Below are 14384 nucleotides of genomic sequence, written 5' to 3'. Positions count from 1 at the left end.
AAGATGATAGCGGCTTCTGTTGTCTGAATCGCGGATTTTCACGGATGACACGGATAGCGCGGATTTTTTAAGAGGTTTTTGGTGGGATCCGGTTCGGTTGTGAAACCGCACCTACCAATTTTGGGGTAAAGTCCTAATTATTGTTTTTTGAGATCTGCCCAAGTGCCAACGATAGTCTTTTTAATCAGAGACGGGGCAGCAGGTGCGGGTGCCGGAACTGTCCACTCACTTCTGATGTAGGTAGCGGCATCCCAGTCGAGCGTCTCAAGCAGCACGTTCCGTAAAACTCTTGGATCCTCCATCTCCTTGAGTGCTTGGAAAATACCACCTTGCTTGTAGCAGGCGATGCCAAAGTCTATCTTGCGACCTGTGTCATCATAGAGCCGATAATCAAAGCCTGGAACGGTTGCTCCCGTGAAGCCCATTCCTATCATCGGGAAGGGTGTCTCTTCTGGGTTTTCTATGAATGCAAACCCACCTTCTACGCCTTCAATGTTTGCGTCAACGACAACGGAGTTCTCTGCCGTGAGTAGGTACTCTCTATGGTGATTATAGGGGACTGCGACTTGTAGTTTCCATCCCTCCAAGTTCTCAAGCCCTTCGTCTGGATGCACATAGATAGCGACCCGGATGGGTTGATAGATAGAGATTCGGTTGTGTAAATCCATTTGTAGCTTGATTTCATAGAGCAGCACGCGCTGTGTGGGTCCGCCAAACCTGTCGGTTCTCTGCCAGCCGACAGGACATTCATATATCACCCGCTTCGGGAATGTGAGGACTGCGGAGTTAGAGGAACGACTTCGGGGTGAGATAATGCGTGAAGTTCCGCCATCTATGTAAACGGCTCTGACGAGGAAGGTATAGGTTTCTCCGCGTTCGAGTCCAGTTACGGTATATGTGGTGTCGGTACTCCCTGTAGATGTCCACGTCGATCCGCCATCATCGGAATACTCATATCGGATAGGCGTTTCTTCTTCTGTGTCGCTTGGGGGACTCCATGTGAGAATAGCCGTATCCTCATCCCTTTGGACGTTCAGAGTTCCCGGGGTCCCTGGGGCGTCTCTCAAAGGTGTTACAGTTACCGTCCGAGAAGGTCGTCCTGGGACTTCAGAACCACGCCGACCCCTGACCCTAAAAGTATATGACCTTCCATTTTCCAATCCAGTTACAAGATGGCTCGTGCTGGCGCTACCTATAGGTGTCCAAGCTCCACCATTTTGACTGTAGTCGTAATCGGTGACATCACGATTCGTGTGGAAATCAGGTAATAGAGGTATGGTTGTCCAGTTCAGCGTAACTTGACCATCTCCAGCGGTTGCTCTGAAATTTGTAGGGGCAGGCATCATGGGTGTTGCTTTTAGGAATACGGTGGGTCCCGGGTGATCATTGGTACCATCGTCAGTGACTACTCTAACTTCAATTGTATATTCAGTTCCATTGACGAACTGTACTCCCCTGAGTACCTCGGAATTCTCAGCATTATTGACACTCCGCCAGAAGGAAGCGCCAGTGTACCTGTACCTATACCGCCAGTTATTAGAGTAAGTGCCTAGAGTGCTTGGAGGTGAAAAGTACAGCGTAACTTGGCGGTCCCCTGGTGTTGCTGAAACATTTGTAGGGGGTCCAGGTAGGGTAACCTGAGCGACGGTTTCAGTGATCCATAGGCTCATGAGTATGAGTAAAGGTATAAAGAGTTTCATTTTTAAATCTCCTTGTCGTTTTTAGAATCGAATTAGTGTTTTGTTGGGTCATGCGACACCAAAAATAGCGTATGGCATCGTAGGTTGGGTTGAGCGGAACCGAGAAAAATGATATGGATACCCCAAGCACATTTTACCACGCGACACCACCCTATCAATCAAGGAGATAGCGAAACCCAACGCAAACCTACCGCTATGTTTGTTGTGTTTGATGTATTTTGAAATATCTGCCTTTGATTTTCAACCCCGCTCAACCCAACCTACAGGACCTAACTGAAGGTCGAAACATTCACCGGTATATCTTGATACAAACTTTTGCTACGAAATTATTGTTTTTTCAGATTCGCCCATGTGCCAACGATGGTCTTTTTGACGAGAGACGGCGCAGCAGGCGCAGGTGCCGGAACTGTCCACTCACTTCTAATGTAGGTCGCCGCATCCCAGTCGAGACTCTCAAGCAGCACGTTCCGTAAAACTCTTGGATCCTCCATCTCCTTAAGCACCTGGAAAATACCGCCTTGCTTGTAGCAGGCAATCCCAAAGTCTACCTTGCGACCCGTGTCATCATACAAACGATAATCAAAACCGGGAACGAGTGCCCCCGTGAATCCCATTCCTACCATCGGGAAGGGATCCTCTTCTGGGTTTTCGATGAACGCAAAGCCGCCTTCTACGCCTTCAATGTTTGCGTCAACAACAACGGAGTTCTCTGCCGTCAGCAGATACTCTCTGTGAAGATTATAGGGGACTGCGACTTTGAGTTTCCATCCCTCCAAGTTCTCAAGTGCTTCGTCTGGGTGGACATAGATGGCGACAGAGTTAGGTTTATAGATAGATATGCGGTTGTGTAAATCCATTTCCAAGTTGACTTCATAGATGAGGACTCGCGGGTTCGGTTGCGCAAAGCCGTCGGTTCTCTGCCAGCCGACAGGACACTCCAATAGAATCCGCCGGTTCGGTTTCGGGAATGTGAGGACTGCTGAGTTAGAGGTGTTACTTCGGTGCGAGATAATGCGTGAAGTTGTTCCATCTACGTAAACGGCTCTGACAAGGAAGGTATAGGTTTCTCCGGCTTCGAGTCCGGTGACGGTATATGTTGTGTCAGCACTGTCAGTAGATTTCCAATTCGATCCGCCATCATCGCTATACTCATATCTGGTAATAAGTTCCTCTTCCGCGTCACTTGGGGGGTTCCATGTTAAAGTAGCCGTATCCTCAACTCTTTGGACGTTCAGAGTTCCCGGAGTCCCTGGTGCATCTATCAGAGGTGTTATTGTTACCGGCCGAGAAGGGAGTCCTGGTACTTCAGAACCACGCCGACCTCTGACCCTGAAAGCATATTGAATTCCATTTTGCACAGTTACAGTATGGGTCGTGCTGGTACTACCTATAGATATCCAAGTTGCTCCACCATTTTGACTGTATTCGTAATCGGTGACATCACGATTGGTGGTGGCAAAAGGTAATTGAGGTATGCCTGTCCAACTCAGCGTAACTGTCCTATCACCTATAGCTGCGTCATCTAAAGTTGCTTTGAAATTTGCAGGAGCAGGCATATTAGGTGTTCCTGATTTCCATGGGGACCATTTTGAGAACTTGGTGTTTTGAGGGCCTGGTGGATTTACCCTGGCTTGTATCCTAAAACGAAGGTTGTCTCCGTTGTTAGTAAGAATGCCCTCTTTTGTCCAAGACGGATTTGCTGTAAAAGCTGTACCGTGGACCGTCTTACTTAAAATAATTGGTCCTTGTTGAACGGAGTTTTCATAAAAGTCAACTCTATAACTCGTAATATCGTCACTGTTTACGTCGTTTGGAAAACCCCAGCTCAGCGTAACTTTTCTGTCACCGGGTGTTGCTTTAAAATTTGTAGGTGCGCCAAAGGCATCATACTCAAACTGTGCGACGGCTTCAGTTATCAAAAGGCTCATGAATATGAGGAAAGATATGACTATTTTCATTTTTAAATCTCCTTGTCGTTTTTAGAATTGAATTAGTGTTTTGTTGGGTCATGCGACACGAAAAATAGCCCGCGACGAGACACTCCGTGCGAGACAGCAGCGCGGGCGCGAACAATCCAGCATAACGATAATTGCTGATACCGTATTCTGAAGAATATTATAGTAAAGCCTGTAATTATTTATACACCAACACAAGGGCGAGGATACTAGCGGAAACACCCAAGCAAAAACTCCCTCGCCAGCAGCGGTGAGGGTTTGTTCCCTGACGAACTGTAAACATATTTTCGGATTCTACTATAATGTGTCCGTTTGGTATGATCGTCACCCTCATAAAGTTTTGCGTGGTCCGTTGTGTCAGAAGTTTCACATTTGTTAATGTATATGGTATCACAAATGTTGGCACTAATCAAATTAAAAGTGCGATGAAGTCAATTATTATAAAGGTTTATGCGAGTGTTATATTATGTCATATTTTTTACTATAAATAACAATATAATAATGACTTTATCTAACACTTTGCGATTGATGCGACTTTTTGCAAGACATCTCGGATATATATTTCATAGCAGAGGCGGCGGAAGATGAGACAGGAATGTCCTATTGGACTGGGTGAGTTCCCGAAGGATAGAGGGTCGGGAAGATGTGAAATGTTGTATGTCGATTTAAAATTTTGACGAAAAATAAGATTTTTGATAGTATATTTACCATAGGTGTCAATTTAGTGTGTCCGGAGTCCCGTAGGTTGGGTTGAGCGGTGTTAAAAATCAAAGGGAGATATTTCAACATATATCAAACCTCATAGACCCGCGTATGCATAGAGAAACCCAGCGAAACCCAACATTCTTTGCGTCAAGTGCTGGAAACATGGCAGTAGGTTTGCGTTGGGTTTCGCTATCTTCTTGATTGATAGAACCGTATGGAGTGGTAAAATGTGCTTGGGGTGTCCATACCATTTTTCTCGGCTCCGCTCAACCCAACCTACAATGCTATGACGCGTTTTTTCTAAAATTGACCCTTATGGTGTTCCACAAATGCCGCCCCTACGGGGCTTAGGTCTGTGAGGTCGTGTTTTCTACAGAGATACCATCCCTACGGGATTCAAGAGGGTTTTGAAGGTTTCTGTGTAAAACCCGGTGCGGTTGGGGGATTTAGTCTGGGGTTAGACTAAATCCGTTCCTTGTATTACATTCCGCACCTACGGGGTCTGGGGTCCGACGATGTGTTCTTTCTAAAATTGATAGTTATGGGTGCGGTTAGGAAACCGCACCTACCGGGTCTGGGGAAACATAGAATTACCCAAACATTTTATTAAACTTCATAAAGTTTGTGGTACAACAAAACCGAATAGGGAAGTAGGTCGATGACAACCGATGTTTTGCAAAATATTGTTGCACGCTGCCACCAACGGCACGAGAAACCCTTTAAGCAACGGAAGACAACCGTAAGACCTCTGATTTACAAAGGACTTCCTTACCATTTCACAGTCCATTGTGCGCACAGGTACCCTGTGATGCTACAGGATTTGGAAGCGGCGGGCATTTCCTTTATGCCGATCGGGCGCGCCCCTGGAAGTGACCATCCCCCGCGGTCTTTTGGGGGGGAACGGTTCTTGAAACGTCAAGAGGCGATAGATTGGGAGATCACCCAATGGCGCAGGTCGTGGGGGATTCATGTGTATACAGGTATTCCCTCCGCACGCCGTGAAGCACTCTGGCATGACATCGAGTTTACATACGAAGCCATCTGTGCTGCGCCTGATGCCGTTCTTGCGTGCGTTCAAGCACTTGTGAGTGCCGTTGCGAACCCATTGTTGACGCTGTCAAAGTCAGGTGGATTGCGCTTCTCTTGCAGGATACGGGGGTACCTGCACCCGAACACCAAAGAGGCACGGTTCTATATCTATAAGGAGACACCCTCAGCTGAGAAACCCAGCGAATACGATGTATATCTTGAAATTTTGGGCGAGAAAGGACACAGTTGCTGGGATGCGCGTTATGAGATCCTGCTTGGAAATCTGTTAGATCCGCCTCTGATTTCTGAAGAAGTTCTCTTTGCACTTATCGATCCCCTTCGCGCGAAGCTGCACAAACCGGTTTTCCAAAGTTTACAACACACGTGGCGCATCCCGGACGCGCCGTACTCTCTCGGATCGGGTCCGCTTGATCTCGCCAAAGAGGCGTTTTTCAAGCGTGGATTTTCTTATGTCAGAGAAGCAGATGGATTTCACTATTGGCGGCAATACGGTGATGACATTGGCACCACAGAGGTATCCTTATGGGAGAATGAAGATGGCGTGTGGCTCTGTGCGTCTACCGCTGATACGGGTCTCCCCATGGCGGCAACGCTCATCACAGATATTTGGAAGGATACCGGCATCCTACCCCCCACTCCCAAGATAGGACTCCCTATAGAAGATGATCAGGTGCTTGCAGTTCGGGAAGGGACACTCAGTCCGTTGGCACTCAAACGTCCATCTCCCGTCTTACACACGTCGAAACCGACAAAAAAGATGTCCGAAACGCCAGAAGATCTTCGCGTTCAGGTGCAGCGTGCTTTCGATAGGAATGTGCGTGTGCTTGGATTTACTACCGAAACAGACGCAGAGACAGACCCTGAAGTCGCATCTGTTCCGGGTAGGAATAAGGCAATCTGTTTAAAGGTGCCGAGTGGTGATCTTGCGGCAGCAGCATCGCGATTTCTTCAAAACCGAGGTGTGGGATCGGTGGCACAAGGGCAGGATCGGATGCATCTCTCGAATCAGGTAAAAGATATTCGGAATTCTGACCTGTTTTCGGACCCACACTACGCAAAAATAGTGGAACAACTTCTCGAAACGCGCGAAGGAACACAACCCCTCTGTATTTTCAATATCTTCAGAGAGGATCAATTCTTTCTGAGATGCAAACTCTCCAGAACCACACTGAAGGCATGGATTGCCAATTGGCAAGGCAACGCCTTAGGCAACTTTGCGCTGGCGCTACTGAATGCAGTAGAAATCAGAGATAAAGTCCATGGAGACGCTATCAGACGGGTCCGAGCAGTGCTCGAGACGTTTGAATGGCTGGAAGAAGAGATTATCCAACAGATGTGCCACGTTGATGCGGCACCTGTTGAAAACATTCAAACGTCCCCAGTGGTTTATACGGATCCAAGCTGGACGTTTTGGCATCAACTCAAACGTTTCTTTGCCCATTATACGCGGGACGCTGATGCACCGATGCGATGGAAGGACGAAGTCCTACAGTTCCGGGTGCCGCCCGTGCTGCATCCGAGCGTCCGATACCTTTTCGTAAATACCCCGGCTCTCTACACTGAACATTTACGTCGAGCATTCTTGGATGAGGAAATTGAGATCCTTCGCACGCAACCGATGGCGTGGGTTCCCGGAAACCGCGTTTTTCAGATTCGGACCGGTATCTATCCACGGGAGACAATTTTAGACTTCAGCAACACCTGGGACATTATGGCGATGTCTGAAACAGGACTGCACATTTTTTCCAGAATTCAAGCCGAAATCGAAAGGGATCCAAATATTAAGCATGGGATTATCACCCATGCCTATGCAATTGAGCAGTTGAAGCATATCGCGAAAAATGGGAACGTCTGTTTCTTGACGAGTTTTCAAGAGGCGGAAGGATTGGAAACCGCCCTTCAAGAAGCAGAGGTTATCTGGATGGTTGGCATGCCGGAAACGGGAGCACGCCGCATTTTGAACCGCACACAGATCCTGTTTGGAAACGACGAGGAACCCCTCTCTTATGAAATAGAACCGAGACCCTACCGTTACAAAGACGCGCGCGTCCGGAGTGTTGATGAAAAAGAGGTCACCCGTATATTCACAAAGATTATAGAGTTGGCTCAGTTGGACCGTTTGGCACACAAGAAGGTTATGTTGCTTACGGGGTTGCGAATTCCTGAGATCACCGATAGACCTGAAACGCTCCTTTTTGACTGGGAAGACTTTGATGTCGCTGGTGGATTGGACAAACTCGCTGAGGTGATAGCGATACGTCAACGATTTGAGACGGAACGCGACAATCTGACGGTTAAATCCAGCAGAAAAGAGGTAGAGCGGGTTCTGGGATGTTCCCAAAGGAAGGCGAACCGAGTGTTGCAAAGGCTGAGGGGGAGGCCACGTGTCACTTTCCGCGAGCAAATTCTCGCACTTCTCGCCGATGGTGAGAAAAGAACATCGGAATTCGTGGCGGCGATTCAAGGAAATCCAAAATCCATAAATACAGAACTCACGCGTCTTGTAGAGGCAGGTGTGATTATAAAGGTCAAGTGGGGTGTCTATAAACTTCCAGAGGCATGAAAGTTATTGTGGCTATTTGGCATGGTAGTTTCCTCCGTAAAGTTTTGAACAATCATTATCGGAATCGAAAACTAAATAGTCCTGGGTACCTGTAGCGCAGCTCCTCCTATTGTTTTTTCAGATTTGCCCATGTGCCAACGATATTCCCTTTTACCTGCGAAGGTGCAGCAGGTGCGGGTGTCGGAACTGTCCACTCACTTCTAATGTAGGTCGCCGCATCCCAGTCGAGCGTCTCAAGCAGCACGTTCCGTAAAACTCTTGGATCCTCCATCTCCTTGAGTGCTTGGAAAATACCACCTTGCTTGTAGCAGGCGATGCCAAAGTCTATCTTGCGACCCGTGTCATCATAGAGCCGATAATCAAAGCCTGGAACGGTTGCCCCCGTGAAGCCCATTCCTATCATCGGGAAGGGTGCCTCTTCCGGGTTTGCTATGAAGGCAAACCCACCTTCTACGCCTTCAATGTTTGCGTCAACGACAACGGCGTTCTCTGCTGTGAGGAGGTAATCCCGATGGTGATTATAGGGGACTGCGACTTGTAGTTTCCATCCGTCCAAGTTCTCAAGTGCTTCGTCTGGGTGCACATAGATGGCAACATAGTTAGGTTTATAGATAGAGACACGGTTCTGTAAATCCATTTGTAGCTTGACTTCATAGAGAAGTGCTCGCTGTGTGCGTCCACCAAATCTGTCAGTTCTCTGCCAGCCTACAGGACATTCATAAGATGATAGCGGTTTCTGTTGTCTGAATCGCGGATTTTCACGGATGACCCGGATGGCGCGGATTTTCTAAGAGGTTTTTGGTGAGATCCGGTGCGGTTGTGGGATTTGGTCTGGGAATAGACCAAATCCATTCCTTGCCACACCTCGGGTTGTTCCTTTAGAAACTTTCTTAAATTCATACTCCGGGGCAATATGTCTATAGATAGCATCCAATGCGATTCTTGCACGCCAGCGGAGTGCCATGTCTGAAAAAGTGTCTAAACTACTATAGTTCGTGTTGGAATGCCTGAAAACTATTTGCTAATGAAGCATTTAGGAGCAACTGCTTCAGACGGTTCAGATCGGCAATCGCTTCAAGTACGGGTTTTAGGGTGTTGACATCGGCACTCGGGAACCGTGCGGTGAGAACTGATAATATGTTTTCAATAGTGGTTTCCCGCGCCCCACGCTCAATACCTCGTGCAAGTAGGAATTCTGCTGTCGTTTCTGCCATCGTAGAAATCTCCTTATCAGATGTTCGTTCTTCTACCAAACGGACCAATTCCTCTCGTTCATCCACAGGACGCCGGTGGAAGATCAGCATCAGCAAATAGACTAACGCCTCACGCTTTTGCAACGCCTCGGACGCGTCAAGACTTTCAAGGAACGATACCGCTTCAACTAATGCACAACTTAACGACTCCTTGTCACTATTCTCATTTTGAAGTACACGCAGCAACCAACCCAACAAGCTCCCTTTCCCTGTCAATGTCTCTACATCTGCTGATTTTACACCTAAAAATAGCGTTCCGAATCGCGGCACGAAACGAGACAACTCTGCCGGAATGTCCATCACCGCCTCAAGTGCCAATGGGGTTTCCCAGTGGCGATCTCCAGTATAAAACACTATCGGTAAAATCGGTGGAAGTTTACGCTTGTTTTTCGGAGCATTTTGATTTTCCCATTCCCGACGATATCTGTCCCAGATCAGCATCATGTAAAACAGCACCCGAAACCCCATCATCTCATCCACCGTGGATTGATGTTCTATCAAGATATGGATAAACAGGGTCTCACTTGTGTCTCGGCTCCTGAATGGGACACTAAAGAGGAGGTCTGCTTGCTGTTCGCGAAGTGTCTCTGATATAAAAGTACTACTCGCGGGCACGAGGGCATCAAAATCGATGAGTGTGGCGAGATCGGGTTCAATCATTTTGACTAACGCCTCAACATTTAATTTGTTTTGGAACAACCGTCGTATACTTCGGTCGGGAAAATGTTCAATCTGTTCCTGTAAAAAGTCGTAAAGTTCTTGGTGTTGAGAAGTCAGGTCTTGTGTTTCTCGCAGTATAAGTGTCACCTCAAGTGTGAAGATTTTAGGGTATTATATCATGTTCTGTAAAAAATATGCCAACCTTTTTTCTACAGTAGTATGCCTTGTCGAATTGCACTTATTTTTTCAGAATCTCAGGAATCAACTGCCTGGGAAAAAAAGAGGCGTGATAGCATTCGGTGGAAACCCGATTTACCATCACGCCTCGAGTCGTATCCGTGGTACATCTCTGACTATTGTTTTTTCAGATTCGCCCATGTACCAACGACGGTCTTTTTGACGAGAGACGGCGCAGCAGGTGCGGGTGTCGGAACCGTCCACTCACTTCTAATGTAGGTCGCCGCATCCCAGTCGAGACTCTCAAGCAGCACGTTCCGTAAAACTCTTGGATCCTCCATCTCCTTGAGTGCTTGGAAAATACCACCTTGCTTGTAGCAGGCGATGCCAAAGTCTATCTTGCGACCCGTGTCATCATAGAGACGATAATCAAAGCCTGGAACGGTTGCTCCCGTGAATCCCATGCCTACCATCGGGAACGGATCCTCCTCTGGGCTTTCTATGAATGCAAAGCCACCTTCTACCCCTTCAATGTTTGCGTCAACAACAACGGAGTTCTCCGCTGTGAGTAGATAATCTCTATGGTGATTATAGGGGACTGCGACCTGTAGTTTCCATCCCTCCAAGTTCTCAAGTGCTTCGTCTGGATGGACATAGATCGCGACCCAGTCAGGTTTATAGATAGAGACAAGGTTCTGTAAATCCATTTGTAGTTTGACTTCATAGAGAAGCACACGCTGTGTGGGTCTGCCAAACCTGTCGGTTCTCTGATAGCCAACAGGACATTCCTGTATAATAATCTTGCGCTTGGGTGGCGTTTGTGGGCTGGTATCCACAGGTAGATTAACGGGCGGATTCTGACCTGGCGACGACTGGACGGGTAGATCGCCGGGCGGATTCGGACCTGGCGGCGGATTCGGACCTGACGGCGGCGGTGGTGGCGGCGGCGGTGGTAGTGCGGTAGGCGTTCCTGTTGCTGAACCAGATTCCATTCCATTTCCACCTGCACCTATTGCCCTGACCTTGAAAGTATATGAATCTCCATTGACAAGTCCAGTGACAATATAGGGCGAAGATGTTCCAGCAGATACCCAACTTGCACTATCTCTCTTGTATTGGTATCCCGTGATCGTAGATACAGATGGGGCTGTCCAACTCAGGGTGACTTGACCATCACCTCCTGCTGCTGTAAGCCCTGTGGGTGCAACTATGGTAGGTGTCGCTGTTTCTGAAGAAGATGCCGTTCCACCTCCACCCGTCCCAACTGCTCTAACACGGAAATTATATGTAACTCCGTTTGTCAATCCAGTGACAGTATAGGGCGAAGAAGTTCCAGCAGATGCCCAATTCTCAGTATCCCGCTTGTATTGGTAACCCGTGATCGTAGATACAGAGGGGGCTGTCCAGCTGAGCGTAACTTGACCATCTTCTCCTGAAGGTGCTGTAAGTCCTGTGGGTGCGACTATGGTAGGTGTCGCTGTTTCTGAAGAAGATGCCGTTCCATTTCCATTCGCACTCACAACCCTAACACTAAACGTATACTGAGTTCCATTTGTCAGTCCAGTTACAGTAGCGCTCGTGGTAGTCCCTGTAGATGTCCAAGAAGTCCCACCGTTTTGATTATACTCATAGCGGGTAACAGTAACCAATGATGGAGCTGTCCAGTCGAGCGTAACTTGACCATCTTCTCCTGAAGATGCTGTAAATCCGGTAGGGGTAGGTATGTTAGGTGTTGCGGTTGCTGACGATGACTCCGATCCGAATCCACTATCATTCCATGCGCTAACCATGAAAGTATATAAAGTTCCATTTGTCAGTCCAGTTAAAGTGGTGGTGGTTGAAACCTCTCCAGTTTCAATCTCAGTAATTACATTGGGATCGGTGGTATAGTAATAAATGGTATAGTCATTAATGGGGGAAGAACCTATATCGGTTGGGGCTGTCCAGCTGAGTTTAACTTGACGATCACCGGCTGTTGCTGTAAGTCCGGTAGGGACTCCTGGTACCGTGGCAACCCCTTCAATTGTGAACAGGCTTGTGAGTATCAGTAAGACACCAACAAAAATCGCCCGCGACGCAACACGCCGTGTGAGACGGAGGCGTCGCGGGGAAATCGTTTTGGGGATGTTGGCATCGATGTGCTCGTTTGGCATGGTTGTCCCCTCTGTGAAGCTTTGAGTGGTCATTAGTCTTCTCTATTATCAATCCAAAAGCGACCCCTCTGATGAGGTTTCCCTACGTGATAAGATACACCGGTTAGCCTCACGTTATCCGACATACGGGTATAGGCGTATCACCGAGATGCTCGTGCGCATGGGATACACTGTCGGTTATCGACGTGTTGCCCGATTGATGAAAGCAGATTTCAGCAAAAAAACTTGTCTTAACTTTACGGAATTGCGGCCCTAATTAGCGTTGGCACTACAATCGTCATCTTTGTGAAGTTTTGCGCGGATCGTTGTGTCAGAAGTTTCACATTTGTTAATGTATATGGTATCATAAATTTCGGTATTAATCAACTTAAAAAGTGCGATAAAGTCAATTATTATAAGGGTTTATTCGAGTGTTGTATTCGGTCATATTTTTTGAGATAAATAACAAAATAATAATGACTTTATCTAACACTTTGCGATGGACGCGACTTTTCCCAAGACCGCATTGTCGATATATTTCATAGGATTTACCCTAAATATCCGCGATTGAAAAGTGGAAAAAAGGTTGACTTCCAATGGGAAATCAGGGTATAATAGTTCCAAGCGGACTGCAAAATCTTTATTATACGCAGCGCACGGGTGTTATTCTTTTGGTGGAAGTCTTTGGGGGACCGGTCCCGAGGCGCGATGAGGACGGTGTTGTGTTAGAAACAGATGTTGAGGAAATCTTAAGTTTCTTAGGAGAACCGTTGCGAACGTTCCCCGACCGGAGTGCGAAATGGCTCTTGGCAAATAGCGACAACCTCCGGGAGTTGCTTCAGATCATCGGCAGTGACATCGTCAACGCCTTGGATTTTAGTCAGGTTCAACGCGTCAATACCACCTTTATCGCCGATAATCTCCGAGAACAAGAATCGGACCTGGTGTTTCTGGTGCCTTTTCAGGGTGTTGATCAAACAGAGGTGATGATCTACATTCTGCTTGAACATCAATCCACGCCGGACCCTTCGATGGGGTTTCGGTTGCTGTTTTATATGTGTCAGATTTGGGATCAACAGCGGCAAAAGTGGCTTGCTGAGAAGATTCCGAAGCGGGAGTGGCGTTTCCGTCCGATCATTCCAGTGGTGTTTTACACAGGGCAACAAGAATGGCAGTCGCTCCCGGTCTCCCTGGAAACATTGATGGATGTTCCGCAGGCACTGCTACGTTTTATCCCGAAGTTTGAGACGCTTTTTCTGGGTATCGGTGCCGAACCGGATGCGACTTTTCTCAAGACGGGTCATCCGTTGGGTTGGCTTCTGACGCTCCTGAAACGTCAAGACGCTGAGCCTGCGGTTTTTATAGAAGCGTTAGAGCGATTCGGTGAACATCTCGGCACCCTGAGTGCTGAAGACAGCGCGGAAACCTGGAAGCAGGCGATTTACTTTCTTCATCTTCTCATCTTCCATAAGCGTTCAAGTGAAGAACGCGAGATGTTAGAGCAGATTCTCTCTGAGCACCAGGAAACTTTCGGACTCACGAAACAGGAGGCAGAACTCATGCAGACTTTGGCAGAACATTATCTACAACAAGGCATAGAGCAAGGTATTGAGCAAGGCATAGAGCAAGGCATAGAACGCGGTGCGCGCGAAACGACGATTGAGAACACCATAGCAACCCTAACAACGCGATTCACTGATGTGGATGTCAATCGCCTCAAATCGTCTCTTGAAATGATTGTTGACCTTGACCGCTTGAAGCAGTTGAACCTGAACGCTTCATTGGTGTCGAGTTTTCGTGATTTCCAAGAAGCATTGGACCGGACATCAACCCGGAAACGGACCAACACATAACCCACCCCATAAACTTCCACAAGATGGTAGCGGCTTCTGTTGTCTGAATCGCGGATTTTCACGGATGACACAGATGACGCGGATTTTTTAAGAGGTTTTTGGTGGGATCCGGTGCGGTTGGAAACCGCACCTACCAATTTTGGGGTAAAGTTCTAATCATTGTTTTTTCAGATCTGCCCATGTGCCAACGACGGTCTTTTTGATCAGAGACGGGGCAGCAGGTGCGGGTGCCGGAACTGTCCACTCACTTCTGATGTAGGTAGCGGCATCCCAGTCGAGCGTCTCAAGCAGCACGTTCCGTAAAACTCTTGGATCCTCCATCTCCTTGAGTGCTTG

9 protein-coding genes are annotated in these 14384 nt (G+C 47.7%); 3 read left to right on the top strand and 6 right to left on the bottom strand.

Going from position 1 to position 14384, the window contains the following annotated elements; genetic code table 11:
* Window positions 1–137: 137 nt before the first annotated feature.
* Together OXH39_08055 and OXH39_08050 are read right to left on the bottom strand one after the other, a co-directional pair.
* A complete protein-coding gene (locus OXH39_08055) occupies window positions 138–1700 on the bottom strand; it encodes a fibronectin type III domain-containing protein (GenBank protein ID MCY3550401.1) in 1563 nt (520 codons plus the stop codon).
* Window positions 1701–2026: 326 nt separating this feature from the next.
* Window positions 2027–3658, bottom strand: a complete 1632-nt coding sequence (locus OXH39_08050; GenBank protein MCY3550400.1) for a fibronectin type III domain-containing protein — start codon at window positions 3656–3658, stop codon at window positions 2027–2029.
* Window positions 3659–5018: 1360 nt separating this feature from the next.
* Here OXH39_08050 and OXH39_08045 point away from each other — a divergent pair.
* Complete coding sequence (locus OXH39_08045) at window positions 5019–7973, top strand: winged helix-turn-helix domain-containing protein (GenBank protein MCY3550399.1); 2955 nt, start codon at window positions 5019–5021, stop codon at window positions 7971–7973.
* Window positions 7974–8079: 106 nt separating this feature from the next.
* Here OXH39_08045 and OXH39_08040 read toward each other — a convergent pair whose 3' ends face one another.
* From OXH39_08040 to OXH39_08030, 3 genes are all read right to left on the bottom strand, one after another.
* Complete coding sequence (locus OXH39_08040; protein MCY3550398.1) at window positions 8080–8610, bottom strand: hypothetical protein; 531 nt, start codon at window positions 8608–8610, stop codon at window positions 8080–8082.
* A gap of 349 nt (window positions 8611–8959) precedes the next feature.
* Window positions 8960–10033: an Rpn family recombination-promoting nuclease/putative transposase gene (locus OXH39_08035; GenBank protein MCY3550397.1), complete on the bottom strand. Its 1074-nt coding sequence runs from the start codon at window positions 10031–10033 to the stop codon at window positions 8960–8962.
* A gap of 206 nt (window positions 10034–10239) precedes the next feature.
* Window positions 10240–12216, bottom strand: a complete 1977-nt coding sequence (locus tag OXH39_08030; GenBank protein MCY3550396.1) for a fibronectin type III domain-containing protein — start codon at window positions 12214–12216, stop codon at window positions 10240–10242.
* A 25-nt stretch (window positions 12217–12241) separates the two neighbouring features.
* Between OXH39_08030 and OXH39_08025 the strand changes: the two genes are divergently transcribed.
* Entirely contained in the window at window positions 12242–12472 is a 231-nt protein-coding gene (locus OXH39_08025; protein ID MCY3550395.1) for an IS3 family transposase, read from the top strand.
* A 319-nt stretch (window positions 12473–12791) separates the two neighbouring features.
* Complete coding sequence (locus OXH39_08020; GenBank protein ID MCY3550394.1) at window positions 12792–14048, top strand: Rpn family recombination-promoting nuclease/putative transposase; 1257 nt, start codon at window positions 12792–12794, stop codon at window positions 14046–14048.
* A 156-nt stretch (window positions 14049–14204) separates the two neighbouring features.
* Here OXH39_08020 and OXH39_08015 read toward each other — a convergent pair.
* On the bottom strand, window positions 14205–14384 hold a 180-nt coding region (locus OXH39_08015), incomplete at its 5' end, for a hypothetical protein (protein MCY3550393.1).

This window comes from Candidatus Poribacteria bacterium (genome assembly GCA_026702755.1).
In the GTDB taxonomy this organism is placed as follows: domain Bacteria; phylum Poribacteria; class WGA-4E; order WGA-4E; family WGA-3G; genus WGA-3G.
This window is presented reverse-complemented; position numbering and strand designations above follow the sequence as displayed.

What these genes read in the sequence shown, in the direction of transcription:
- OXH39_08040 (MCY3550398.1), bottom strand. Translation starts at nt 8,610, where the DNA reads ATGGATTTACAGAACCGTGTCTCTATCTATAAACCTAACTATGTTGCC.
- OXH39_08045 (MCY3550399.1), top strand. Translation starts at nt 5,019, where the DNA reads ATGACAACCGATGTTTTGCAAAATATTGTTGCACGCTGCCACCAACGG.
- OXH39_08020 (MCY3550394.1), top strand. Translation starts at nt 12,792, where the DNA reads ATGGGAAATCAGGGTATAATAGTTCCAAGCGGACTGCAAAATCTTTAT.
- OXH39_08055 (MCY3550401.1), bottom strand. Translation starts at nt 1,700, where the DNA reads ATGAAACTCTTTATACCTTTACTCATACTCATGAGCCTATGGATCACT.
- OXH39_08050 (MCY3550400.1), bottom strand. Translation starts at nt 3,658, where the DNA reads ATGAAAATAGTCATATCTTTCCTCATATTCATGAGCCTTTTGATAACT.
- OXH39_08030 (MCY3550396.1), bottom strand. Translation starts at nt 12,216, where the DNA reads ATGCCAAACGAGCACATCGATGCCAACATCCCCAAAACGATTTCCCCG.